This is a genomic window from Roseivirga sp. AWQ4_251 (assembly GCF_056158225.1).
The window spans coordinates 1049523-1076008 of sequence record NZ_JBSWSW010000001.1; the positions used below are offsets into that span (position 1 = coordinate 1049523).

The window sequence follows — 26486 nt, forward strand, 5'->3', positions numbered from 1 at the left end:
CTGGTCGGCTTAATTTTGTAATGGTGATTGATTTTCCTCGATCGCAATTCCATCTTCTATTAATCTTTTGGCAATCCTTTCTGTCCAAATTGAATTAACTGACGCATTCGGGTGACCATCTCCTTTGATGGTATTTTCTTCCGTTAACTCCACATAACAATCGATGTATTTGATATTATTTGCTTCGAAATATTGAATGTGCTTCTGCTTTGATTCTTCGCTCCAAATTCTCAAAAGGAGAATGTAGAATTCAACCCCATTTTTCTTACAAAGCTCATTCATCTCCTTAATGGTTATATTCGATATTTTCTGAGCGTTGCCAATCCTCTTTCTGGCTTTGAATTTTTGAAAGCTTCTGAACGCCATATCAACAGAAACCAGCTTTTCCGCAAGCCATGGTTTTAAATAGGGTTGGGGAAGGTGTCTTATCAGTTGTTCATCATTGTTAAGGCTTAGATAAGGTACTTTCAAATCCTTGCTTCTTGAGAAGGAATGTAATGACTCAAGCCAACTGATTTCACCTACATTCCTAAATTTATGATGTTCTATATACCCATAGAATACAACTTTAGGACTGGGTGAGTTTTGTAACTCGGATTCCAATGTCATCAGTGACTGAAAGCCTCCGTATCCTCCAACGCCTTTATTTTTGAAATCTAAACTGGGGGATTTTTCTTGAAGCTTCCAGGCTAGAGTTTCATTGTCATTTAATCCCCATCCTAAAGTGAATGATCCACCGATGAGGAGCGCCTTTGGAATGTCGTTGGGTGTGTTTTTTTCCTTGGTGATTCTAGAGCCATCTTGATCAATGGTAAGATGAGTACTGTCTCCCGAAATTGAATAAGGTGGCAATATGTAATTGCCAGCAATGTGTTTCCAGCCCAATAAGTCGTCAGGCCGATGGGTGGTAGGTTCATTGCTGTTGGATATTTGTGGAGGTAATGTAAAACCTAAAAGCCGTAGGCTCAATTCTAGAATGATTAGGATTACGATTGAATAGCAAATTAGAAGAGCTAGCAGTCGAAAAAGGCGTTTAGGAACTAAAGGTTTTGATGGTCTCATGAACAAGAACTGAATGTAATTTAATCTTTCAGTTCAGTATGCAATATTGAATTATTTTAGATTCAGTGAGTGATTTTATTAATTAAAACTCCTAATCCTCCCCAATTGCCCCAACCACGATCATCCGTTTCGGGGTCTATAAATTCATAGGTTTCGAATTGATTTCTCAATTCATCCCAAAATTGATCCACTTGGCACTCTTGGATTACATCATGTTTTACAATGTCATGGAAAATGATGATTCCGTTTGGTTTAACATATGCTCTATATTTCTCAAAATCTGCCTTAACACCTTCATAAGAATGATCTCCATCAATAAAGAGGATATCAAGTTTTTCATTACTAATATATTTTTGAAGCAATGACTTAGACTTTGCCGACTGGGAATCTTTTCGAATGAAATCAACGATTTGTAACGGCTTTTTGTAAGCTGAAAGTACCTTCTTGTTGAAAGTGTTTCCATTTCCAAATCGGCCATGAGGAAGGTCGATGCTGATGATGTGGGCATTTTGGAGCGCTAATTCGCACCAGAGCCAAAAAGTGCCCCCACTGGCTGTTCCTATTTCAAGAATGCGACTTGGTTTTTCTCTTTCCTTAAGAAAATCGATCAACCATAGCAGCTCTTTATATTTTTGAATGGCGCCTCTATAAATGGTTATTTCAGCAAGTTTACTAGAAGTCATATTTTAATTGAATTGCTGAGGATTGTACTCATTGAATTTTTTTACAAATCGTTTAGCCCATTCTTCATGAACAGATTTAATGGGGTGACCATCTCCAGGAATAGTGTTCTCTTTAGATAATGGGATATTACAGTCGATATATTTTATACCGTTTTCATCAAAAAAACCTTTTAGGCCATCAACATCATGATTTGGTTGATAATAGAGAATGGCAACATAAAATTCAGTCCCATATCTGTCGCAAAGGAGCTTCATCTCTTCAATTACCCGTTCTGTAGTTTTTTGAGCCTCTTTTTCTCTGCCATAGGAAGTCAGCCTTGTAATAACTTTCTGAATCATGAACACAGTAACAAGTTTGTCATCGAAAGGGATTGGAATAAGCCCTATGGGCTCGTGCCTTACTAAATCTCCTGAGTCATTCAATGTAACATAGGGTATTTTTGGAGGGGTTTCAGAACTCACAAAGTGTTGAGTGACTATCCAATTTCCTGCAGCCACATCCCTGTATTTATGATATTCAATAAGGCCATAAATAACGTGTTTGGGTGCGCTCTTTTTTTTCAAGTAATCTTCTAGAACCATCAAAGATTGATGGGCGCCATATCCACCGATTGCTTGATTCTTTAATGTATAATCAGGTAATTCTTGCTGTACCTTCCATACAAAATGTTCATTGTCATCAACTCCCCACCCAAAGGTGAAAGATCCGCCAATGAACAGAATCTCATCTAATTCCTTTTGGGCTGTTTTAGTACTGGTTATTCTTCCTCCATCTGCTTCTATGGTTACATGCATACTATCGATATATGGTCCATAGGGAGGGATTCTATATTTTCCAGGTACCATTTTCCATCCTAAGGTGTCGTTAAGGGAGAACATTGGTTGGTTTGATTTTAAGAGAGGATTGATCACAACTTTTGGGATGGAAAAGCCAAGCAATCTTAAGCTTATTTCGGATAGACAAAGGATGATGATAAAGTAGGTGAGTACTTTAAAAGAGAATCTGAGAACTTTTTGAAAGGTTGATTTTTGTACTTCCATGTTTCAATTAATCTATGAAATTTTCAGGTGAAAAAAATGCTCCAGATTTGTTGGTAAAAGCATGAGTAATACCAAGAATATGAATCCTAGAAAGCAAAGGAACTTTTCTTTTTCTCAGAATATTTGCGGAAAGAAAACGCATACAGAACCGCTTCAGATAATCAAGTACAATTCGTTTTGGAGCATGGGTTTTTAGGAGTCTAAAAAAATTACGGTACAGGTAGTACTCCATGATTGGTTTTAAAGAATGGTGCTTTGATGAACTACCTTCACCAATATGGTAAACCTTGCTACTACTAACCCAGAAGGAAGGAACCCCTTGCTTGAGAAGCCTTAAACAGTAATCAGTTTCTTCGTAATAAAGGAAGAAATTAGGATCCATAAAGCCATATTTTTCAATAACACTTAGCGGAATAAGCATTGAATAGCCTACAATATTGGCGACTTTCTTAATTTTAGAATGTTCAAGTTCTTCCTTACTAAAAGGAGAGAAGGAACACTTTGTGCTGGAACCTGAATCGATTTCCCAAATGACTTCCTCTTTAATCTCTCCATTTTCACTTAAAGAAGAACTTCCAAAAATACCCTCACCTTTGGTTTGATAAGCGCTCATCAATTCGCTTAAAGTATCTGGAAGTACTTGCAAATCATTATTCAAAATCCACAGTGCGTCCGCTTTTTGTTGAATTGCTAAGGCTAAGGCCTTTTCATGCCCCGCTGCAAAGCCAAGGTTTTTATCGTTTTTGAGAATAATGATTTCAGGTAGGATTTCCTTTAGACGGATTTCCTCAAAATTCTTGGAAGCATTATCTGTTACACAAATTTCGCAATCTGTTAAAGGTGTTTTTACTAAGCTTTGGATACAAGCTTCTGTTCTATCCAGAGAATTCCAATTCAGAATTGAAATGACCACTTTCATTCTGAATGAGCCTTTTTTCTGGTTGATGACTTGACCTTTCTAAGCTCAAAATCCATCTGTAGGTAACCCTTTAGAAGGAAAAACCACTGAAGCAGAACTAGAAAGTTATTGATGAAGACCGTTTTCTTTTTGGCTGTCGATGGAAATGGAAACATCTGAGCTTGATGGTATTCCATAACCATTCTGCCTCCCTTACCGTAGCGCGTAAATCTTTTTATAAAGCCGCGTAATCCATCATCGAAACTATGTAAAACAATAGAATTGGGGGCATAGGCTAATTGTCCTACTTCTCGCAAACGAAAACCTAAATCAATATCTTCTCCACCAGCCAAAGTGAATGCTTCATTAAAGCCACCGATTTTCTCAAAAGCTTTTCTGCTCACCAATGCATTGGCTGTGATTAAATATTGGGGTTCAATTGATCCATTGTTGTTCTTTATTTCAGGAGCGAAATGGATTTTCTGACTCACATAGTAGTTGGATAGATAATCGGAAGAAGTAGTTTGAATGCATCCTGCATATGCTACGGCTCCAGTGGCTTCAGCGTAACCCTTCAGCATGTTTTCTGTTGCGATGCAATCACTGTCTATAAACAGTAACCAATCTCCTTCGGCATTTTTAGCTCCAATATTTCTTGCGCTAGCTGGGCCCGGTTTCGAACACTTTAGAAGCCTCACCTCTAATCCCAAATTGTGATATTTTTTGGGCAACATTAATTCAGGTGAAGAATTGTTATCGACAATGATTAATTCTTTTGGTAATTTCTCTTGAGAGTGGGTTTCAAAAAGAGAAGCCACCAAAGCATCTATGCCCTTTTGATTGTCCTTAACGGGGACAATAACTGAAATGTCCTTTGTTGATATTTTTTGATCTCTCTTCAAGTGCTCTTCGTGGAGGTTACTGCCCAGAAATAACCTCACGCAAAATGCAAAAAAATACCAAAGATGAGTTCGTGATCCAAGGATCATTAAGAACAAATAAGAAGGTGTTCAGAACATTGGTGTTTCTTGAACCCTAAAAGAGTGTTTAGTTAGCGTTCAGGATGATAGCTATTGGATGAGGATTAAAGCTATCTAGAAAAGCCACCAGACGGGTGGCTTTTATTTTTAATCAGAATACCCAAACTGTCGGAAAGTAAGATTGATCCTTGGATTCTCAACGGAAGGGTCAATTGGAAGTTGGTGTTCGTAACGTTCCTGACAATGATTTCCCATGATAAAAAGGCTTCCATTTTCCAGTTTGATGTCGTGTTCTATTCCTGTAGACTTCTCTCTGAGTTGAAATATTCTTTCTTCCCCTAAACTTATTGAGGCGATTACAGAAGTGTCACCAAAGGCGGAAAAGTCGGAGTGATAACCCACACCTGAATTGCCATTAGGATAGTAAATAGCCACTACTACTTGAAATTTCCTTTGCGATACTTCTTCAACCTTCTCTTTTATTTTGTTCAAAAGTTCGGGGCATTCTGCTAAAGGTCCCCAAGCTTCTTCTTTAAAAAAACGCTGCTCAAATAAAGGAGAATCCAGAAACATTAATTTCTTGAAGCCATCAGCCGTAGTCATAAAGCTTGGCATTTGTAAAGTGGCAAATTGATAATCTTCCAAGATAAGCTGGTAGAGTTCAGCACTTTCCTTAGGTGTTAAAAAATCTGTAAAGTATTGATTTTCACAGTTTATGTTCAGTGATGTAGCCATTTTGCCGAAAAAGTAAAAAGTGTGCCGTGTTCATTTATTTTTAAGAGCTCTCTTCAAAAGCCCAAATATTTATAGCTAGCTTTAGTAAGCTAAACCTAACCAAATATGAAACATTGTTTAAAATTTCAATGGGCATTTTTACTTTTTGTTGCTCTGGCGTTTGTTGGCTGTAAGTCAGATTCGCAAAAGGAGGAGCAAAGCAAAGCCCAATTTTCGATTGATTATGATAAGTATACGCTCGACAATGGTCTTGAAGTGGTGCTTCATCAAGATAATTCCGACCCAAAAGTGGCCGTAGCGGTGCTTTACCATGTGGGCTCGAATAGAGAGAAACCCGGGAAAACAGGATTTGCACACTTTTTTGAACACATGCTTTTCCAGAATTCTGAAAACGTAGGGCCAGGTAATTTCATCAAGGCCATGAATGATCTTGGTGGTAACTTCAATGGAGGAACTTGGACTGATGGAACCATCTACTATGAGACTGTTCCAAGCGATGCTTTGGAAAAAGTGCTTTGGATGGAGTCAGACAGAATGGGCTTTTTCATCAACACGATTTCCGAATGGGGGCTTGAAAATGAAAAGCAAGTTGTTAAAAACGAAAAAAGACAAGGTGTAGACAATCGTCCATATGGTCATAAGGAGTATGTAATTCTTAAGAATCTTTATCCAGAAGGTCACCCATATAGTTGGGATGTGATTGGCAGTTTGGATGATCTTCAGGCTGCTACAGTAGCTGATGTTAAGGAATTCTACCAGAAATATTACGGAGCCAATAATGCAACTTTGGTAATTGCTGGAGACATCAATGAGGCAAAAACCAAAGAACTCGTTGAGAAATACTTCGGTGAACTAGAGCCAAGAGCTGAAGTTGAACCTATCGAGCCACAACCTGCTGTGCTTGACGAAACTAAGCTTTTCTATCATGAAGATAAATTCGCGAATTTACCTGATTTGCAAATGGTTTGGCCTACGGTTGAACAGTATAATGCAGATATGTGGGCGTTGAATATATTGGGTAGAATTCTTTCTGACGGTAAAAAATCACCACTTTATAAAGTGATTGTGGAGGAAAAGAAATTGGCACCAAGCGTATTTGCTTATAATTCTTCCAATGAAATTGCTGGAACTTTTAATATTGGCGCAAGAGCATTTGATGGCGTAAACCTAAATGATTTAAGAGCGGCCATTTTTGAGGCTTTCGACAAATTCGAGAAGGAAGGATTTTCTGAGGCTGATTTGGAGCGCATCAAAATCGGTCAAGAAACGAGATTCTACGGAGGTATTTCCAGCGTTTTTAGCAAAGCATCTCAGTTGGCCAACTACAATACTTTTGCAAATGACCCTGGCTTTATCACCACCGATTTGGAGAAGAGCCAAAACGTGACAAGAGAAGATATCATAAGGGTTTTCAACAAATACATCAAAGGACAGAATTACTTGGCGACTAGTTTTGTGCCTGTTGGGCAGAAGGATTTGGTTTTGGAAGGTTCCACGCAAGCAGAAGTAGTAGAAGAGAAGATTGTTCAGGGAGCAGAAGGTGATTTGAGCAAGTATGACAAAGATGTGAAGTTTGAAAAAACAGCTTCGAGAATTGAAAGAAGTACTTCTCCTGAATTAGAAGGAACCTTGAGTTTCAATCCTCCTCCAATAAATACCGATAAGCTGGAAAATGGCATGGAAGTCTATCACATTTTTCAAGATGAATTGCCAATGGCCCAATTCAGCATCACGATTAAAGGTGGCCAATTTTTGGATCAACCTGGTAAAGTAGGTACTGCCGCTTTGTTGGATAACATGCTAATGGAAGGTACGGCCAACAAAACTCCTTTGGAACTAGAAGAAGCTATTGGTCAATTGGGCGCTAGCGTTTATGTATATGCGGGTCGTGAACAAATTACGATCAGCGGAAGCTGCTTGATCAAAAATTACAACGATGTGTTGGATATAGTTGAAGAAATTCTGCTTGAACCTAGATGGGATGAAAAGGAATTTGAAAGAGTAAAAAGCTCAGCTTTGAACTCTATTCAGCAAAGCAACGCGAACCCTAATGCTATTGCATCAAAAGTTTTCGATAAGGTGCTTTATGGAGAAGACCACATATTTGCGCAGCCTATGTCGGGAACTACCGAAAGTGTCGAATCAATTACTCTGGATGATTTAAAGGAGTATTACAATAAAAACTTCGCTCCAAATTTAGCTTCATTCCATTTTGTAGGAGCCATGAAAGAAGCTGATGTTTTGAAGAGCCTTGAACGTTTCAATTCATGGGAACAAAAAGATGTGGAATTCCCAGAATATGAGATCAAAACAGCTAATGATGGTTCAAGAATTTACTTTGTAGATTATCCAGATGCCAAGCAATCAGTAATCAATATTGGTTATATCAGTATGGCCGATAATACCGATGATTATGCTGCTGCTGTTGTAGCGAATAATCGTTTGGGTTCAGGCTCAGGTTCTATTCTTTTCAAGGAATTGAGATTAGAAAAAGGCTATACTTATGGAGCTTATTCAGGTTTCAACAGACGTTTAAATGGAACCGCCTTTACTGCTTCTTCGAGTGTGAGAAGTAACGTTACTAAAGAGTCCGTGGATTTGTTCAAAGACATTTTGGACAACTATGGAGAAGAATTCTCCGATGAAGACATGGAGATTACCCGAACTTCTATTTTGAGAAGTAATACGCAAGCTTTCGAAACTTTGGGAAGTTTGGTAGGTATTCTTCAAAACATCTCGACTTACGATTTGCCAACCGATTACATTCAAAAGAATGAAGAAGAGTTAAAGCAAATGACGATTGAAGATGTAAGAGGAACAGTGAAGGAGTATATGGATCCTGATAAATTGATTTATGTGGTAGTAGGTGATGGCAAAACCCAACTAAACCGACTTAACAATACAGGATTAGGAAAACCTGTTGTGGTGAATAAAGACGACACAAAACTAGAGATAAAGAAATAGAGGATTTTAAGAAGCAGCTTTTGAGCCTTTCAAAGGCTGCTTCTTTATGAATTCATGAAAAATTCATTTCCCCAGTACCAGGCCCATCAGACCCTATGTCAAAACCGGACATTGTATAGTCACTAATGCTCCCAATTTTTTCTATTGTTGGTTTTTCCCAATTCATATTTTTTTAATTAGATATGCTAAAAGTTGACAAACTTAAGGTATTCTAAAAAATAAGCGTTATTCTAAATAAAGAAATGCTAAGTTTTTTATAAAGCAATTAAAACTTAAAACGAATCTTTACCGATCAGAAAACTCACGTATTCATCTCAATAAATGTAGCAATTGCAACCAATTTACTTAGGGCTTGCCCTTGCATTGAATTCATTTCTTTAGGTTTTGATAGGTGTTGTTCGGCAAGTTTAAAGTCAAGAACATCGCTAATTTCAGGCTTGTTTTTCCACTCACTGATTTTTTCCCTAATCAAGGGAGCATCTTTTTCTAGCAAATAAGGTTGATCTGCCAATTGTAAACCCTTCTTGTGGTTTAGTCTCACACTGTCAGGTAATAAACCTTTTGTAGCTTGTCTAACTAGGTTTCTGCCAAGGCCATTTTTGTATAAAACTTCGTTGGGCAAGCTAAACATGAATTTAGCCAATCGAACATCTGTAGTGGGTTCAAAAGTTTTTATACCATATATTTTTTCCATACCCCGTTTTAAATCATTCAATCTAAAGGTCATTTTTAGGCCTTCCCATGACCTAGGGTGGCCTAATGGATGATTGTGTAGATCATCTAAAAAGAAGTAATTGGATGGGTTGTGCTGATTTTTAAACCCAAGTTGGATATAAGGAAAGAATGAGTTTTTGATTTCCTCCATTTTCTTCCTGTCGAGCCAATTTTTTAATGGTATGGGTAGAGACTGTCTAACCGATTTGATTAGGAAGAGCCTGGAAATTGGATAGGAATGTAATTCAGAAGTGGCTTTTAATTCCTTGTAGAGCGACTTCCAATGCATTTTAAGCCAGAGCTCCACAAGTCTGTTTTCAGCATGTGGACTTAAAGTAAAGTTGCCAGATTGCGCATCTAAAATGGCCGAATTTCCTTTTAATTTGGCCAATTGAGCAATTTTTAATACCCAAAGTGAATTATAATAATTGTGGATATTGAGCCCTCCGGAATATTTAATAACATCTTCTAAGCCGTTGAAAATGCTGCAATTTTCAATAGTAACCCAATTCAAGTTGAGGTTGGGATGCATTTTTCCAATTTCCTCTACAAAGGGCTGTTCATTGGTGAAACGACTTTTTAGGTTTAGGTCTTTGTACTCATCAACGGGCACATATGTGAACGTGTCCATCTTCTCAGAATCCCCTAGAATATGTTTTGCAGTGATGGCAGTGATTGTTGATGAATCTAAACCACCGCTCAAATAGCTGGAAACCTTTCTGTCACGAGGCATACCATCAGCAATAATTTGCTCTAAAATCTCTAAGAGCATTTCATTATAAGCTTCTTGTGAACTAAGCTTCAAAGGCTGAAAGTCAATCTCCCAATATTTTTCTGATTGTATGGAACTACTCGAAATGGTTAAAGTATGAGCGGGTAAAACAGAGTGTATGTTTTTGAAAAAGCCTTCACCATTGGGAGCGTGTCTCATACTCAAATAATCTGAAATTGACTGATAGTTGATTTCAGATTTCACTTCTGGAAATTCTTGTATTAGATATACGCTGGTGGCAATGATAACCGTGTTTTCTTTTTTGTAATAATGCAGAGGTGCTTTTCCCAGTTGATCTCGTGCACACCAGATTTCGTTGGATTCAAAGTCGAATAGAATAAAGGCAAATTCTCCGATAAATTGATTGACACATCCCTTTCCCCATTTTTCGAAAGCCAATTTGATGATTTCACTATCGGGTAATTCTTGGTGCGAATCTCTTACCCCTAATTTCTTTAAGAATGAAGTTCTATCATCAATTCGTGCATCTGCCAAAAGCACATATTTGCCATTGCTAAAAACTAATGGCTGGATTTCATTCAGGCTTTGTTGAGAATATTTAGCGTTTCTGAAAGCACCATAAAAATTGTTTTTTACAAGTGTTTCATAGCCTTGATCGAAGTTATGTAAAGAAGAAATTTCTGGAGAAACGGGCTTGCCATCGAGATTGATATAGGCTATGATATCGCTCATTTTGACGGTGCGGAATTAAGAAAATGCTCTTCAATTTGATCGAAAATTCGATCGAGGTCCGCAAAATCCACCTTAGCTCTATGCAGGTGGTACGTTTCAACTTGTTGAGCTATTTTCATTGCAGTTGCAAAAAAGTCGGGGATAATTTGACTTTCAGCAATAAAATCGATTCGATAAATGTTACTCGTTATTTTATTGAATTTTTCAGCACCTGAGCAAGTATGTATTTTTAATGCTTCGGTGTGGTGGCTTTCCATAAAATAGATTTTTCCCAGTTCTGTAGGCTCATTATGGAAATGTTCTGACGAAATTGCAATCAACCTTTTGTCTAATTCATGGTGCACTTTAGGCAAACTCTCTTTGTCCATAGAGAGGTGGGTTAATGTTTCTTCCCAAGCTTTTGATTGTGGGTAACTGGGCCAGACGATTGGTTTTCCGCCTTCATTAAAAGAAATAGCGCAAACATCATCAGATATCATTTTGTATCCACGCTTCAGAAAACTGTTCATTAAAGTCGATTTGCCGGCACCACTGTCTGCTGAAAATAAAACAGCTTTACCCTTCACAAGAATGGCACTGGCGTGCAGCTGAAACACTTTTCTTTGGTTTAGTAGAGCACTGAAGCAAGTGCCTAAAAGAAAGAGCTTCATTTTAGTAATATCGCAATCCGCGTATTCATCAACTATAATTTCTTTGCCGTCAGAAATCTTATAATTGGCAACACCGCTTATCTCTAAAAGCAGTTCATCTGGTTTCAGTTTAAATGAATATTGCGAAGGATTGAGGTCTTCTGAAAGAGGCTTCAATTGTCCTGCTTTAATCTCAATATCGTAGTATTCGTTTTGAGACGGATTTAAGCTAGGTAAAGAAGTATAAGATTTGATTACAACGCCAAATCCGGTGTAGAAGTAAGCCATTAGTGTTTAGATGAATCCGGAGCCGAAATTATTCTTTTTTTAGGAAGGGAATATCTCCGTTTGATGAATTTTTCGGTTCAATTGAAAACAAAAAAGGGTCAGAAGAACAGTTCTTCTGACCCTTTTTATGCTTAAAACTGTTCAATTAATTCCCTTCTTCTTTGAAAAGGCTGAAGTTCACGCCCAAATTCAGCACGTGTTTAAATTGAATTTCGTGAGATGGAGTGCCATCGCCAGTGTCAATTAAAATATCGTCATCATAAATAAGCTGAGTTCCGAAGGTCGCATTGAACCATTTGTTGATTTTCATCACTAAAAGTGTTTCCCAGTTGGTATCAACGTTGCCAAAGCTATCGTAAGCCGTAAAGAAGTTCAGGTTGGATTGGAAAGTAATATTTTCCATAAGTTTTAGGTTCAGTGTAGTAAGCAAGTTTGTGCCGAATTCAGCTCTCACTTTACTTCCCGGATCAACTCCATAGGCACCAGCAGCAGAAAGATCATCGTCTAAAACAAAAGTAAATTTTCCGGCAGCAGGGGCGAATTGAACCGAGAAAACATCTCCTTTTTTATAGTTCATTCCCAAGTTGATCGTTAAGTAACCTGGTGCCATAAAATTTGAGATTTTCTGCCTTAACTCTTCGCCAGGGTTATTTGGGTCGGGGCTGAATTTGTTACCTTCCATTAACTGGGTTCTGAAAATTCCAGAAACACCATAACCGAAAGATTCATTGATTTCACGATTGAATTCGCTGATTAAGATAATCGCATCATTGGTTTTTCTAAACTCTTTGTCACCCACTTTGGCGCCCCCTAATGAAAAATCCAACTGGGTTTTCCATGAAGAATTTTCTGCTTTGCGAATAGTACCTGCGTTGAAAATTGTACCGATGGAAATTGAGCTTTCGCCCCCTCCAGCCCAATTGGAAAGGCCTACGTTAGCAAAAGTAAAACCAAGCGATCCGCTCTTTTCCCACGTAACGGAATCAGCAGTTTGGGCTTTGGCCGAAATGGCAAAAATGAATGCAAAGCACAGAAGTAAGATTTTTTTCATAGTGTTGATTTGAATGCGATTGACTTTTGAATTAACTGCAAAGTTAACCTCTTAATTAGAAAGCACTCTTTGGAATATTTGATTTTTAATATAATCCGTAGCCTTCTACATTTGTTTTATGAATGAAGAGCTAAAAAACAACATACTTGGATTGCAGCTACCAACCGACCCGCGTTGGGTGAATATTGCCCAAATGAACATTGAAGATATTCTGGTAGACCATGCATATTGTGAACAAAAAGCTGCTTCATCGTGCATTTCTCTGATCATTCAATTTCCTGAAAAAACCGATTTGGTGGAAATGATGACTCCAGTTGTGGCTGAAGAATGGGGTCATTTTGAAAGGGTTTTAGAGCAATTGAAAAAGCGCGGAATGTCTTTTGGCAAAATGCGAAAAGATGAGTACGCACTCAAATTACAAGCGGTTGTGAAAAAAGGAGGGAGCCGAAATGAGCAATTGGTAGAAAGGCTATTGATGAATGCTTTGATAGAAGCCCGAAGCTGCGAACGCTTTAAAATGCTTTCTCAAAATATAGAAGATGATGAGCTTAAGGCTTTTTACTATGAGTTGATGGTTTCTGAGGCTGGTCATTATAAAAACTTTCTTGCGCTGGCTAAAACTTATCTTCCCGAAGAAAAAGTAACCAAACGCTGGAAAGAGTTCTTGGTAGAAGAGGCAAAAATCCTTAAATCTCTAGAAGTTCGTGGCGATAGAATGCATTAAAAAAGGCTGAAAGTCGAAACCATCAGCCTGAAGTTTTTTAAAGCTCTAGGTTTTTCTTTTCTTTTTCTTAGCCGCAGGGAAGAGTATGTTGTTCAGTATCAGTCTATAACCAGGTGAATTAGGATAAAGATTTAGGTCGGTAGGTTCTTCTCCAACCCTGTGCTGGTAATCTTCTGGGTCGTGGCCTCCATAGAAAGTCCAGAAGCCTTTTCCGTATACTCCATGAATATATTTTGCCTCGCCAGCAGCTTCACTTTGGCCCATAACCACCACATCGGGTTTAATCACACGGTTTTTGAACGAGGTAGTTTGCCCATAGAAACCTTTAATCAGTTGTGTATGATTTTGGGTAAGCATGGTTGGGATTGGGTCCCATTTCGCTGAAAACTGAAACAGTTTGAAATAATCGTTCCCTTCATTTAGTGATCTGGCCCTTCTTGCTTCGGTATTGTCAATGTCAGAAAATTCATATTCCATAGGATCCTTTCTGATTTTGAAATTTTCGAAGGCCAAAGTCTGCTCAAAATCGAATTTTGATTCGGCAGCTGGGTTGGCTGGGTCCCCATCGTACATGGCTTCAATAAAATCTTCTCCATTGGCTGCCAACGCAATATCGAATGAATCAGTAGCCGAACACATGGCAAACAAAAAGCCACCTCCTGCAACGAACGATCGGATTTTTCTGGCTATGGCTAATTTCAATTCGGAAACTTTCGCGAAGCCATGTTTTCTGGCAGAAGCTTCGTAATCTTTTTGTTGTTGCTGATACCAAGCATAAGGAGAGTATGAAGCATAAAACTTACCGTATTGGCCTGTAAAGTCCTCGTGGTGAAGGTGTAGCCAGTCGTATTTTGGTAATTCATCGGCCATTAACTCATCGTCATAAACCACATCGTAGGGGATTTCTGCATAAGTTAAAGCCAAGGTTACGGCATCGTCCCAAGGCATTTTTGTTTTGGGAGAATAGACCGCAATTTTCGGCACTTTCTCCAGTTTCATCATGTCCATATTGGAAGATGGAGACGAAATCTGATTTTCTAGTTGGGCGGCTGTTGCATCGGAAATCACATCATAACTCACTCCGCGAATATTCAGCTCGTTTTCTATGCCCGTTGTAGCAGGAAGTAAAAAACTTCCGCCTTTATAATTTAACATCCATTCAATTGAAACGTCTTTACTCAAAACCCAGTAAGCAACACCGTAGGCTTTTAGGTGATTGGTTTGTGAAACGTCCATGGGAACAAGTATCTTCGAAGCGTAACCACAGAGGCTAAACGTAGTCAAAATCAATAAAATCAAAAGTCTCCTCATAGCGAACTGGATTATGAACCGTTTAACTGATCGATCGTTGAATTTATAAATTTGTTGGTAATTTCTGACCAGTGGTTAGTTAAATTCGAAACGATCAAAAACTCATTTTAGCTCAATGAACCTACGAGAAAACATCCGGGAGGGAATTAAATCGATTAAATCGAACGTCCTCCGAACCATTTTAACAGGCCTGATCATCGCTATCGGAATTACCTCTTTAGTGGGAATGCTTACCGCTGTAGATGGTATCAGAAGCGAAATTGATTCCAGCCTTTCTAGTCTTGGAGCTAATAGTTTTGATATCAATAGTCGCGATTCGGGCAGAAGAAATAATGGGGGTAAAAGAGAAAAATCTTACGAGCCAATTTCTTTTCAGGAAGCAACCAGATTTGAGAAAGATTTTGATTACCCTTCAACTGTAACAATTTACTCTCGAGTAACTGGCGCGGCCGAAATCAAATACGAAGACAAAAAAACCAACCCTAATATTACAATCACTGGTGGTGATGAAAACTACTTTGCCATCAAAGGAATTAAAATCGAAAGCGGAAGAAACTTCTCTGGTTTAGAGGTTGAATACGGAAACTTTGTTTGTGTACTCGGAACCGAGGTTGTCAAAGCGCTTTTCGATAAGAATCAAGATCCATTGAACAAGACGGTTAAATTCTATGGAAATAATTACCGTGTGATTGGGGTTCTCGAAGAAAAAGGCGGTTTTGGTGGCGACACTGAAGAAGATAGAAATATTATTATTCCTCTTTTGAACGCTAGAAGACTGGATAGATACGGATCTCAACGTTTTAATATTACAGCTTTAATTGAAGACCCTGAGCAAATTGAATATGCAATGGGAGAAGCCACTGGTTATATGCGCAAAATCCGTGGTGATGAATTGGGAGAAGAGGATTCTTTTGAAGTTGAGCGTTCCGATTCTGTTTCTGAAGCTTTAGATCAAATGACTGGTGGTTTGCAAATGGGTGGTTTGGCTATCGGAGCGGTGACTTTTTTGGGCGCTGCGGTTGGTCTAATGAATATTATGATGGTTTCGGTTACCGAAAGAACCCGTGAAATTGGAATTAGAAAAGCTTTAGGAGCGACACCAAAGCGTATTCGTCAACAGTTTTTAATTGAAGCGATAGTAATCTGTCAGATGGGAGGTATTGCAGGAGCCTTGTTTGGAATTGGGGTAGGGAACCTCTTGGCAAAAGTGTTAGGAGGGGCTTTCGTTATACCTTGGTTATGGATTGTTATGGGCTTGGTGATTTGCGTATTTGTAGGCTTGATGTCAGGTTTTATTCCTGCGAACAAAGCCTCGAAACTAGATCCAATCGAAGCTTTAAGATTTGAATAAGCAGTTTAAACTGCTAACAAAAAAGCCACTCATTTGAGTGGCTTTTTTGTTTATAACCATTTCTTTCTTTTAAAATAATACACCATTCCTGCAGCAACCGTAAGCAGTGCACACCAAAAAACTGGATAAGCGTATTTGTATTTCAGTTCAGGGAAATATTCGAAGTTCATACCATAAATACCCGCCATAAAAGTTAGCGGAATAAAGATCACAGAGAAAATGGTCAACACTTTTAAGATGTCATTCAATCTGTTGTTCATTTTGTTGTTGTAATGATCCATCAAATCTTTCAACTCGTCCATATAAAGCTCCACATTTTCCGTAAGGTGAGTAACGTGATCAAGCAAGTCTTTTAAGAAGGGAGTTGTCTTTTTGTCGATTAGACCTGTGGTAGCTTTGTTAAAACTGATTACACTTTCTTTTAAAGGTCTGGTGGTTCTTCTTAGCCAAGTAACTTCTTTTTTGAGCGCATTAATTCGGTCTACAAATTCTGGATTGGGTTCTTCGGAAAGAGCCATTTCAAGGTCATCAATCCTGTCGGCATAAAGTTCTGTAATCATAAGGTAGTGGTCTACGATTACATCGAGAAGGGCAAAGGCAAGGTAGTCGGCCTTCCTCGTTCTTATTTTGCCTTTATATGAGCTCAATCGCTCTCGGACACCTCCGAATACATCTTTAGAATCTTCCTGAAAGGTTACAATAAAGTTTTGCCCCACCACAAATGCGAATTGTTCATGCACAATGTGATTCTCTTCTTGCCTAACCATTTTACAAACCTGAAAGAAGTAATCGTCATATTCTTCCCATTTGGGGCGTTGAGAAAGGTTGAGAACGTCTTCAAGGGTAAGGTTATGAATGTTGAAATGTTCGCCCAAGTCGCGAATCAATTCAATTTCGTGAAGTCCTGTTACATTCAGCCAGAGCGTTTTGTTATTAAGGTCGATGTTTTTCAGTTCTTCAATTGAAGAAAGCTCACGCTCTTCAAACTCATCGGCATTATATATAATGGCTTGAAGCGTGATTTTCTCTACTTTTCTTTCACCAGTGAAAAAAAGCGCGCCCGGCATTAAATTCGACTTAGCCGTATATGACTTCGATCTTTTTAAAGATTCCAGAGGTAAAAGTCTGAAAAGGTCTAGGGGCTTTAAAGGCTTAATCTTTCGCATTTTTATAAACTATGGTTCTGTGAGGGAACGGAATTTCAATTCCTTCTCTGTCGAACCTTTCTTTAATGGATTTGTTAATGTCGCACTTCAATTCAAAGGCTTTTGAAGGATCTTCGGACCAAACAGAAGCCCTTAAATTTATGCTTGATTCTCCAAATTCAATAAGCCTGATCACTACTGCAGGAGTCCCATTCTCGATATCCGCTTCAGTTCTGTTGTCGAGAAAATTTGGGTGAGCCATCGCTTCTTCCCTGATGATTTTCATTGCTAAATTGATGTCCGAATCGTAGCTAATGCCATAGATAATAAAGTTGCATATTTTAGAATCTACGATGTTGAAGTTCTGAATGGTTTCGGCACTGATCACAGAATTTGGAATAATCAACCTGCGATTTTCAAAATCTTTAATGGTGGTGTGTCTTAAGTTGATATCTTCCACCGTGCCATGATAAAGGTTACTCACTTTAATAATGTCGCCTACTCTGAAGGGTTTGAAGATCACAAGAAAAATCCCACTGATAATGTTGCTAAATGCTGCTTGAGAAGCAAAACCTACAATGGCTGCAAAAATACCGGCACTGGCAAAAAGCCCATAACCTAATTTTTCAAGTTCAGGAACGCTTAAAAAAAGTATAATGACCGTGAACATGTATACCAAAAAGCTAAGCGCATTTTTAAGGAAAGTGTACTTGGTAGGGTCAACATGAAGGTCGGCACTGCTGCGATGCAAAAACTGATGCAGAATAGATCGGATAATGCGCAGAACCAAATGAGCAACCACAAACATGGCTGCTGCAATAATTAAAATATCTAACGGACGACTATGGGTCAGTTCAATCTCGCTGAGTTTTTCCATTAACTATGGCTAAGGTTAAAAGTAAGCACCGGAATATCAGATTTGGTGATCAAATATTCCGTGATATTCCCAACCAAAAGATTTCTGATATTCTCTTTATGGTGCGAAAATAGGCCAATCATATCACATTTGTAATAGTCAGCAGCGTAGAGCATGCCTTTGTTTAAGGTTTTAGCATTGAAAACCTTTACGGTGTAATTTTCTAAATCATGATTCGTCAAAAACTCCCGCTTTAACTTGCTGATTTGCATAGTAGTTTTGAAAGTAGCAGGTGTTACCACGCAAGCGAAAATAATTTCTGCATCAAAGGCCTCTGCAAAACGAATAAGCTCAGGCATAGATGCCGTATAGTTGTCTGTAAGATTTGTAGGGACCAAAATCTTAGAGATGTTGAATTCTTCCTGATGATTGTTTACGGTTAAAACTGGGTTTTTGGCCAAAGCAGCAATTTTTTCAGGATGAGTTTTTCTGAATACTTCATCAAAGCGATCGTGCTCATAATTGCCTACTATTGTTAGGTCGAAAGCCTCTTCTGCCACCAATCGAGCAATTTCATTTGGCGTGCTGTCTACCTTCAATTTAGAGTGAATGCTTACTCCTTTGCCTTCAAATTTCTCGATCAAGCGTTTCATTTTAGCCTCGTTCATGGCTAAAACATCTTCTAAAAACTGTTGCCCAGTTGTGGTTTTACTTTTGTATTCGCCAAGTTCATCTAAATAAACCGATAGAGCAGCTTTTACAACGTGCATCATATACACTTCGCTGCCCAATTTTTTGGCAATTTCACAAGCCAAAGTAAGAGCTCTGTGAGACTTATCTGTAAAATCAACCGGTACTAAAATTCGCTTATACATAGGAGAGAATTTTCTGAGTTTAACGCTTATTCTTTATCTAATCTTCAAAAAAATTAGCCTTCAAAGCAAGGGCTAACCCGAAGTTAAAATCTTTTAGTTCAACTCAATTTTAACGTGTCTGTTCAACAGCTCATAAATGTTTGATTTACAGGTAATAAATTTTGAAATATTTCATACCTTTGCAGTCCGTTTCGAGTGAGGCGGCTCATAGGCTTAGGCTTTTGAGATAAATCAAACCAAAAATCCTCCGGTTGTTGCTCTGGAAACCGGAAGGAGTAAGATACAGGGCTTTTTTTATGTCAGAAGAAAACAAAACAAACGAGGCAGAAGAAGTACAAAAAACTGCTGCAGTTTCTGAACCAGCAAACGTTGTTGCTGAAGCAAACGAAGAGTTTGACTGGGAAGCTTTCGAAAAGAAAGGATTTGGCGAGGGTTATTCTCGCAAAAAAAGAGAAGAACTTGCTTCTATCTATGATGACACTTTAACTTCAATTGAAGAGAAAAAAGTGGTTGAAGCTACCATCGTTTCAATTAACGACAGAGATGTTGTTTTGAACATCGGTTTCAAATCAGATGGTTTAGTAGGTGCTTCAGAATTCCGCGATACTCCAGACCTTAAAGTAGGAGATAAAGTGGAAGTTTACATCGAAGAGCAAGAAAACGCTCTAGGTCAGCTTGTACTTTCAAGAAGAAAAGCCAAAATCGTTAGAGCTTGGGAGCTTATCCAAGATGCTTACGAAAACGATAAGGTTATTGAAGGTATGGTGAAGAGAAGAACCAAAGGTGGTTTGATCGTAGACGTTTACGGTATCGAATCTTTCCTTCCAGGTTCTCAAATCGATGTGAAGCCTATCAGAGACTTTGATGTTTTTGTAGGTAAGAAAATGGAGGTTAAAGTTGTGAAGATCAACTACACTAACGACAACGTTGTAGTATCTCACAAAGTGTTGATCGAGAAAGATCTTGAGCAACAAAAAGCTGAAATCCTCGAAAACCTTGAAAAAGGACAAGTACTAGAAGGTGTAATCAAGAACATGACTAACTTCGGTGTGTTCATCGATCTTGGTGGTGTTGATGGTCTATTGCACATCACTGACATCTCTTGGGGCCGTATCAACGATCCATCTGAGGTATTGAGCCTTGATGAGAAAGTTAATGTGGTTGTACTTGACTTCGATGACGATAAGAAGAGAATTTCTTTGGGTATGAAGCAATTGACTCAGCACCCATGGGATCAACTAGACGCGGCTATTGAAGTAGGTTCTAAAGTAAAAGGTACAATCGTAAACGTTGCCGATTACGGTGCATTCCTTGAGCTTAACCCTGGTGTAGAAGGTTTGATCCACGTTTCTGAAATGTCTTGGTCTCAGCACTTGAGAAACCCACAAGACTTCATCAGCGTAGGTGACGAGCTTGAAGCAGTTGTGTTGACTCTTGATAGAGAAGAAAGAAAAATGTCTTTGGGTATCAAGCAATTGACTGAAGATCCATGGACTAAGTCTGATGTATTGACTAAATACGCTGTGGGTACTAACCACAAAGGTATTGTTCGTAACCTTACTAACTTTGGCTTGTTCATCGAGTTGGAAGAAGGTATCGATGGTCTAGTACACGTTTCTGATCTTTCTTGGACTAAGAAAATCAAACACCCATCTGAATTCGTTAAAGTAGGCGAAGAACTTGAAGTTCAAGTATTGGAGCTTGATATCGAAAACAGAAGATTGGCTCTTGGCCACAAGCAGTTGGAAGAAAACCCATGGGATACTTTCGAATCTGTATTCAGCCAAGGTTCAACTCACAAGTGTACTGTAATTTCTAAAAATGATAAAGGTGCAACTCTTGAATTACCTTACGGTCTTGAAGGAGTAGCTACTAACAAGCATTTGAAGAAAGAAGATGGTTCTGAAGTACAAGTAGGCGAAACTCTTGATTTTGTTGTGATTGAATTCTCTAAAGATGATAAGAGAATTGTATTGTCTCACACCAATACTCATACTAAGCCTAGCCCTTCAGAAAAACCAGCTAAGAAACCAGCTAAAGCTAAGTCTGTGAACAAAGTGAACAACGATGCTGAAGTTTCTACACTAGGTGATTTGGATGCTCTTTCTGCTTTGAAAGCTGAAATGGAAGACAATACCAAGAAAGCTAACGCTGCTAAGAAAGCTGCAGAAGCTAAAAAAGAAGACGATAGCGCTGAATAATTAGGTTTAGCACTAACAGATATAGAAAAAGCACCTCAATTGAGGTGCTTTTTTAATTTTTAGTCTTTAAAATCTTCACAAACATTGGGCATGTAAGCTTTAATTCTTAAGTTTGCGCTCCTGAAAAATGGCGTTGTGGCCGAGTGGCTAGGCAGAGGTCTGCAAAACCTTGTACAGCGGTTCGAATCCGCTCAACGCCTCTTTAAAAGCATCAATCTTCAAAGGTTGGTGCTTTTTTCATTTTTGGCCCTTCTTTAGGCTTTTTCACTCTCTTCTCTGAAATTTCAAACTATTCCGCTTGCAAGAGCATCTAGGAGTTGAATAATAAAGCTGTTCATAGTAATAGAATGAAATGTAACTCGTTACGGTGTCAAATTATTCTATGTTTATTTTTTGAATAATGTGAATTGGTGTTAAAAAATATTAATTGGAATTTGAATAATAATATTATTAACTAGCTTTATAGTCCATTTAGGTCAAAACTCAACAACATCATGAAAAGGCGTACTTTAATAGTAGTACTTGGCATTTTTGTAGCCATAGTAATTTTTTTCATCAGCAAGATCAACAAGGGTTCCTCGGAAACAAGAGAGGTTTTTGCTGAAGTGCAAAAGGGTCAATTCAGGTCCGAAATCACAGCATCAGGTGAATTGTTTGCCAAAAGTTCAGTAGAAATTATGGGGCCTGGAGGCATGCAGGCAGCAGGTATTTATCAAACATCCATAGAACATATCGTTGAAGAAGGTAAGGTGATTAAGGCTGGTGATTATGTGGCTCGCCTTGATCAAACTGAGTTGGGCACCCGAATGCAACAGCGCAAAAGTGACTACACTGTGAGTAGCTCCGAATTTACTCAAGCCAAGCTGGATACGGCTATGGAATTGAGAAAGGCACGAGATAATATGGATAACCTTCTTTTCGAAATTGAAAAGAAGAAGCTTGTTTTGAAGAATTCTCAATTTGAACCTCCTGCTACAATTCAGGAAAAGGAAATGGATCTTTCAAGAGCTTTAAAGCAATACGATCAGGAGAAAGAGAACTATGAGCTTCAAAGACAAAAGTCGGTTGCGAGAATGGCAGCCGCTGAGGCCAAAATGAACGATGATAAAGCCAAGCTAGATAACCTGTTTGATTTGCAGCGCCAGTTTACCATTCTAGCGCCAGAATCGGGAATGCTGATTTACAAAAGGGATTGGAGAGGGAATAAAATGGGCGTTGGAGCTCAGGTTTCAGCGTGGGAACCAGTTGTAGCAACACTTCCAGACCTTTCAAAAATGATTTCCAAGACTTTTATAAATGAGGTGGACATCAATAATGTAAAGAAGGGGCAGAAGGTTGAAATCGGTCTCGATGCTTTTCCTGATAAGCATTTAACAGGACTTGTACTCGAAGTAGCCAACATGGGGCAACAACGTCCAAATTCAGATTCGAAAGTGTTTGAAATTGTAGTTCAGGTAAATGAATCTGATACTACACTTCGCCCAGGAATGACTACCAGCAACAAAATTGTTGCTGAAGTTTTGGAGGATGTTCTTTTTGTGCCCGTGGAGGCAGTTCACAGCCAAGGAGATTCAATTACTTATGTTTTAACTAAAGAAGGCCTTAATACCATTAAGCAAGAAGTGATTTTGGGTAAATCTAATTCCGATGAAGTGGTTGTTTTGCAAGGTCTTTCCGAAGGCTCTACAGTTTACTTATCTGATCCCGATGGGCTCGAAAATAAAACGTTGAAGCGTATTGAACCGAAGAGTAAGTCTGTGGCACAAAATCAATAGGTATGTTGAAGAAAATACTATTGAACAGTTCCATTGCTTCCGAAGCAGTGTTGGCCAATAAAGTACGCTCATTATTAACAGCCTTAGGGATTATTTTTGGTGTTGCTGCTGTGATTGCTATGCTAGCCATAGGTTCTGGTGCTCAGCAAGAAATCCTAGACCAGATTGAGCTGGTAGGGGTTAATAACATTGTCATTACCCCAATTATTGAACAGAGCGAAGGTGAAGTTGAGGGTGATGAAGGTACCGTTTCTGCTCAAAAAGGAAAGAAGAACTTATCCTTGGGTCTAAATTTTCTAGATGTTCAAAGTATTCAGAAAATAGTGCCCGGCATTGAAAAACTCAGTCCGGAAATAGTACTCGATACTGAAGCTTCGCGTCAAGGTTTTAGAAGGTCTGCCAAACTCGTAGGGGTTGAAAATACTTATTTCGAAATCTCAGGCTTCACGCTTAATAAAGGAGAGTTTTTCAACAGTGAGCAGATTAAAAGAGGAGTTCCCGTTTGCATTATTGGCAAATCTATTAAATCGAAATTCTTTAGCAGGGAAGAACCTATTGGTAAATACTTGAAAGTTGGCCGTCATTGGTTGAAAGTAATTGGCGTTTTAGACGAACGAATTATTTCCGATAAAACCATTTCCAACTTGGGCATCCGAGATTATAACATGGATATCTATACGCCTTTGAGCACGGCTTTAATTCGTTATGAAAATAGGGCCATGGTTACTAATTCGCTGATTCAAGAGGCTAGAAGAAGTGGCAACCAAAACAACGGTTCTGTTAATTACCATCAATTAGATCGTTTGGTTTTGAAGGTTGAAAACACCGAGCAGATGAGTTCAATTGCTCAAGTAGTTTCAAAAATGCTGAATAGGAAACACAGTCAAGTTGTGGATTATGAAATCACTATTCCAGAACTTCTGCTTAAACAACAGCAACGCACAAAGAATATCTTCAATTTTGTTTTAGGCGGAATTGCTGGTATTTCCTTGTTAGTTGGGGGTATCGGAATTATGAATATTATGCTGGCTTCTGTTCTTGAAAGAATTAAGGAAATAGGATTGAGGATGTCACTTGGGGCTACCAAGAAAGATATTATTTATCAGTTCTTGTTAGAATCAGTGATGATTAGCTTCTCTGGTGGTGCAGTGGGAGTGCTTTTAGGTTTGGTGATAGCGGTAGCCATTGCCGAGTTGGCCGATATTCCAACCATTGTAAGTATCTTTTCAATATTGCTATCTTTTGGTGTGGCGGTAACCGTTGGAGTGATTTTCGGAATTGCCCCAGCAAGAAGGGCTGCCAGTCAAGATCCTATTAGTTCCCTTCGGTATGAATAACAGAATTTGGAAAAACAAAAGGGCTTCAATTTGAAGCCCTTTTGTTTTGGTTTCTATCGATAAACAACCTGAAAGTTGTTTCGGCTTCGCTGCTCAATAATAACTTGCTTGCCTCTCATCAAGTCATCAATGGTTTCTTGATTGTAGTTTTTAACGGTAATCATATCCAGACCTTCGTTGTAATAAATCAGAAACTGATCTTTCAACGCCATCCTTAACTGCTCTCTCTTCACTGGATTATCATCCATACAGATGGTAAAGGAAATTGCAGAATTCTGCATCAAGTTGATTGTAAGGTGATTCCGGTTAATATGCTCAAAAATCAAGTGAATGTGCTGCTCATTGATAAATGAAAAGTCACTGATTTTAAATGAGATAACCGTCTGTTTGCTTTTGTGAATAATGGCGGGTGGAAGATTTGGAATCACACATTCATTAATCAAAGTCCCTTTAGCTTCTGGATTTTCAAAAGACTTTACATAGAGCGGAATTCCCTTTTGAGCTAGTGGTTTGATCGTTTTGGGATGAATAACAGAAGCTCCGTAATAGGTCATTTCTGCTGCTTCTTTATAAGGCAATTGTTCAAAAAGAAAGGTCTTTTCAAACTTCTTTGGGTCTGCATTTAAAACTCCTGGCACATCCTTCCAAATGGTAACGGAGTCAGCTGAGAGTGATGTCGCAAAAATAGCCGCACTAAAGTCACTGCCTTCTCTTCCTAATGTGGTGGTATTGAATTTGGCATTAGAACCGATAAAACCTTGTGTCAGTACAATGCTTTTTTCAATGTGCTGATTCACCTGAGAGCGAATGATGTTTTGTGTAGCGCCCCAGTCTACCTTTGCCTGCCTGTGAATATTATCTGTTTTTACGAGTTTCCTGGCGTCTAGCCAAGTAGTTTTAATCTGTCTTGTGTTCAGATAAGCCGCAACTATTCTGGTAGAAAGAATCTCGCCAAAGGAAACCGTTTGATCATAAATGAAATCATAACCTAGAGAAGAGCTGAACCGATCTAGCTCATGCTTTAAGGCTTCAAAATCGTGATTTATTTCTTGGTTTAGGGTCTGATTTCCTGTTAAACCAAGTTCCGAAATAATTTTAGTGTGAAAATCTCTAACCGCTTGAAGAGCTTCCTGATGATCTTCTTCATCTATAAGTTTTTGTAGAACCGCTTCAAGGGCATTGGTCATTTTGCCCATGGCCGATATTACCACCACTAATTTTTCTGAAGCATTTGCTTCAATAATTGACGCCATGTTCTTAACCGAAGCGGCATCTTTGACCGAGGCTCCCCCAAACTTAAATACTTTCAAAGGTCGTGTGTTATTTTTATTAATTTCGCTGCAAGTTATCAACGTTTTCGGAGATTAAAATTATTGTCTTACATGGCTAAAGCTGAAAATTCAAGAATTGCCTTGCCGGTGGGGTCTAACCTCGACCGCTTTATTATGAAAAACCAAGAGGCATTTCCTTATGCTTCTGGAGAACTTTCTCAATTGATTCGAGATTTGGCTTATGCCGGAAAAGTAGTGAACAGGGAAATCAATCGGGCCGGTTTGGCCGGGATTACTGGAGCTTACGGAGCGGAAAACGTTCAGGGCGAAGCGCAGCAAAACCTTGATGTAGCGGCTAACATTCGCTTTAGTCGGGCTTTAAAAAAAGGTGGGGAAGTAGCTGCAATTATTTCTGAAGAGGAGGAAGATATCATTGATTTGAACAATCCTCGTTCAAAATATATTATTGCTATCGATCCTTTGGATGGTTCTTCAAACATTGATGTGAATGTTTCCATTGGAACGATATTTTCAATTTACCGAAGAATTTCACCTGCTGGTGGACCGGTGCAAATGGAGGACGTTCTTCAGCCTGGAAGCAAGCAAATCGCAGCTGGTTATATTCTTTATGGTTCATCAACCATGTTTGTTTATACCACAGGAATGGGTGTGAATGGCTTTACGTACGAGCCTTCTCTAGGTGAATATATTTTATCTCATCAAGACATGAAAATGCCTTCCGATGGCCAAATCTATTCGGTTAATGAAGGTGCATCGCGTACTTTTCCAGAACAAGTCAATCAGTACATTGACAAATGTAAAGACAGAGGATATTCTGCGCGATACATAGGTTCCTTGGTGGCAGATTTCCATAGAAACATGTTGAAAGGAGGTATTTACATTTATCCTCCCACGGAAAAGGCACCAAATGGCAAACTCAGATTGATGTATGAGTGTAACTGTTTAGCCATGATAGCAGAGCAAGCTGGCGGAATGGCTACCGATGGAAAGCATAGAATTCTTGATATTCAGCCTTCTTCACTTCATCAAAGAGTTCCATTCTTTGTAGGGAGTAAGAAGATGGTAAAAGAAGCTTCGGTATTATAAACCTTTTTGTTCAAGCCATAAAA

The 26486-nt window shown here is 38.7% G+C and carries 21 protein-coding genes and 1 tRNA gene; 8 read left to right on the forward strand and 14 right to left on the reverse strand.

Annotated elements, in window-relative coordinates:
* Positions 1-9: 9 nt before the first annotated feature.
* The 6 genes from ACXACJ_RS04740 to ACXACJ_RS04765 form a co-directional block, all read right to left on the reverse strand.
* A complete protein-coding gene (locus tag ACXACJ_RS04740; RefSeq protein WP_475133124.1) occupies positions 10-1062 on the reverse strand; it encodes a hypothetical protein in 1053 nt (350 codons plus the stop codon).
* 62 nt (positions 1063-1124) lie between these two features.
* On the reverse strand, positions 1125-1745 hold the full coding sequence (locus tag ACXACJ_RS04745) for a class I SAM-dependent methyltransferase (RefSeq protein WP_475133125.1): 621 nt from the start codon (positions 1743-1745) through the stop codon (positions 1125-1127).
* Positions 1746-1748: 3 nt separating this feature from the next.
* Positions 1749-2786, reverse strand: coding sequence for a hypothetical protein (locus ACXACJ_RS04750; RefSeq protein WP_475133126.1), 1038 nt, complete (start codon positions 2784-2786; stop codon positions 1749-1751).
* A 7-nt stretch (positions 2787-2793) separates the two neighbouring features.
* Positions 2794-3705 carry a glycosyltransferase family 2 protein gene (locus ACXACJ_RS04755; RefSeq protein ID WP_475133127.1) on the reverse strand — a complete coding sequence of 304 codons (912 nt, stop codon included), beginning with the start codon at positions 3703-3705 and terminating at the stop codon, positions 2794-2796.
* Positions 3702-4586 carry a glycosyltransferase family 2 protein gene (locus ACXACJ_RS04760; RefSeq protein ID WP_475133128.1) on the reverse strand — a complete coding sequence of 295 codons (885 nt, stop codon included), beginning with the start codon at positions 4584-4586 and terminating at the stop codon, positions 3702-3704. The genes ACXACJ_RS04755 and ACXACJ_RS04760 overlap by 4 nt, the downstream gene beginning before the upstream one ends.
* A 225-nt stretch (positions 4587-4811) precedes the next feature.
* Positions 4812-5399, reverse strand: a complete 588-nt coding sequence (locus tag ACXACJ_RS04765; RefSeq protein WP_475133129.1) for an alpha-ketoglutarate-dependent dioxygenase AlkB — start codon at positions 5397-5399, stop codon at positions 4812-4814.
* 105 nt (positions 5400-5504) lie between these two features.
* Between ACXACJ_RS04765 and ACXACJ_RS04770 the strand changes: the two genes are divergently transcribed.
* On the forward strand, positions 5505-8363 hold the full coding sequence (locus tag ACXACJ_RS04770) for a M16 family metallopeptidase (protein ID WP_475133130.1): 2859 nt from the start codon (positions 5505-5507) through the stop codon (positions 8361-8363).
* Between the two features lie 301 nt (positions 8364-8664).
* Here the strand turns inward: ACXACJ_RS04770 and ACXACJ_RS04775 are convergent, their stop codons facing one another.
* The 3 genes from ACXACJ_RS04775 to ACXACJ_RS04785 form a co-directional block, all read right to left on the reverse strand.
* Positions 8665-10542: an asparagine synthase-related protein gene (locus ACXACJ_RS04775; RefSeq protein ID WP_475133132.1), complete on the reverse strand. Its 1878-nt coding sequence runs from the start codon at positions 10540-10542 to the stop codon at positions 8665-8667.
* Positions 10539-11459: a hypothetical protein gene (locus ACXACJ_RS04780; protein WP_475133133.1), complete on the reverse strand. Its 921-nt coding sequence runs from the start codon at positions 11457-11459 to the stop codon at positions 10539-10541. Before ACXACJ_RS04780 ends, ACXACJ_RS04775 begins: the two co-directional genes overlap by 4 nt.
* A gap of 145 nt (positions 11460-11604) precedes the next feature.
* Positions 11605-12510, reverse strand: coding sequence for a DUF3078 domain-containing protein (locus ACXACJ_RS04785; RefSeq protein WP_475133134.1), 906 nt, complete (start codon positions 12508-12510; stop codon positions 11605-11607).
* A 118-nt stretch (positions 12511-12628) separates the two neighbouring features.
* Between ACXACJ_RS04785 and ACXACJ_RS04790 the strand changes: the two genes are divergently transcribed.
* On the forward strand, positions 12629-13234 hold the full coding sequence (locus ACXACJ_RS04790; protein WP_475133135.1) for a MiaE family protein: 606 nt from the start codon (positions 12629-12631) through the stop codon (positions 13232-13234).
* A gap of 45 nt (positions 13235-13279) precedes the next feature.
* On the opposite strand, the gene ACXACJ_RS04795 is transcribed toward ACXACJ_RS04790, so the two are convergent.
* A complete protein-coding gene (locus ACXACJ_RS04795; protein WP_475133136.1) occupies positions 13280-14545 on the reverse strand; it encodes an asparagine synthetase B in 1266 nt (421 codons plus the stop codon).
* Positions 14546-14660: 115 nt separating this feature from the next.
* Here ACXACJ_RS04795 and ACXACJ_RS04800 point away from each other — a divergent pair, with 115 nt between their 5' ends.
* The gene (locus tag ACXACJ_RS04800; RefSeq protein ID WP_475133137.1) at positions 14661-15896 is read left to right on the forward strand and encodes an ABC transporter permease; all 1236 of its coding nucleotides are present in this window, start codon (positions 14661-14663) and stop codon (positions 15894-15896) included.
* Between the two features lie 50 nt (positions 15897-15946).
* On the opposite strand, the gene corA is transcribed toward ACXACJ_RS04800, so the two are convergent.
* Genes corA through ACXACJ_RS04815 form a run of 3 tightly spaced genes read right to left on the reverse strand, consistent with a single transcriptional unit; the run spans position 15947 to position 18772 of the window.
* Entirely contained in the window at positions 15947-17062 is a 1116-nt protein-coding gene (gene corA / locus ACXACJ_RS04805) for a magnesium/cobalt transporter CorA (RefSeq protein WP_475133138.1), read from the reverse strand.
* Entirely contained in the window at positions 17049-17918 is an 870-nt protein-coding gene (locus tag ACXACJ_RS04810) for a mechanosensitive ion channel family protein (RefSeq protein ID WP_475133139.1), read from the reverse strand. Before ACXACJ_RS04810 ends, corA begins: the two co-directional genes overlap by 14 nt.
* A complete protein-coding gene (locus ACXACJ_RS04815) occupies positions 17918-18772 on the reverse strand; it encodes a universal stress protein (protein WP_475133140.1) in 855 nt (284 codons plus the stop codon). The genes ACXACJ_RS04810 and ACXACJ_RS04815 overlap by 1 nt, the downstream gene beginning before the upstream one ends.
* 296 nt (positions 18773-19068) lie before the next feature.
* Between ACXACJ_RS04815 and rpsA the strand changes: the two genes are divergently transcribed.
* The 4 genes from rpsA (at position 19069) to ACXACJ_RS04835 (ending at position 24085) form a co-directional block, all read left to right on the forward strand.
* Positions 19069-20973: a 30S ribosomal protein S1 gene (rpsA, locus tag ACXACJ_RS04820; RefSeq protein ID WP_475133141.1), complete on the forward strand. Its 1905-nt coding sequence runs from the start codon at positions 19069-19071 to the stop codon at positions 20971-20973.
* A gap of 129 nt (positions 20974-21102) precedes the next feature.
* Positions 21103-21173: transfer RNA gene (locus ACXACJ_RS04825), tRNA-Cys, on the forward strand.
* A gap of 294 nt (positions 21174-21467) precedes the next feature.
* Complete coding sequence (locus tag ACXACJ_RS04830) at positions 21468-22748, forward strand: efflux RND transporter periplasmic adaptor subunit (protein ID WP_475133142.1); 1281 nt, start codon at positions 21468-21470, stop codon at positions 22746-22748.
* Between the two features lie 2 nt (positions 22749-22750).
* The gene (locus ACXACJ_RS04835) at positions 22751-24085 is read left to right on the forward strand and encodes an ABC transporter permease (protein WP_475133143.1); all 1335 of its coding nucleotides are present in this window, start codon (positions 22751-22753) and stop codon (positions 24083-24085) included.
* Positions 24086-24138: 53 nt separating this feature from the next.
* Here the strand turns inward: ACXACJ_RS04835 and ACXACJ_RS04840 are convergent, their stop codons facing one another.
* The gene (locus tag ACXACJ_RS04840; RefSeq protein WP_475133144.1) at positions 24139-25395 is read right to left on the reverse strand and encodes an aspartate kinase; all 1257 of its coding nucleotides are present in this window, start codon (positions 25393-25395) and stop codon (positions 24139-24141) included.
* Between the two features lie 72 nt (positions 25396-25467).
* Between ACXACJ_RS04840 and fbp the strand changes: the two genes are divergently transcribed.
* Complete coding sequence (gene fbp / locus ACXACJ_RS04845) at positions 25468-26463, forward strand: class 1 fructose-bisphosphatase (protein ID WP_475133145.1); 996 nt, start codon at positions 25468-25470, stop codon at positions 26461-26463.
* Positions 26464-26486: the final 23 nt, after the last annotated feature.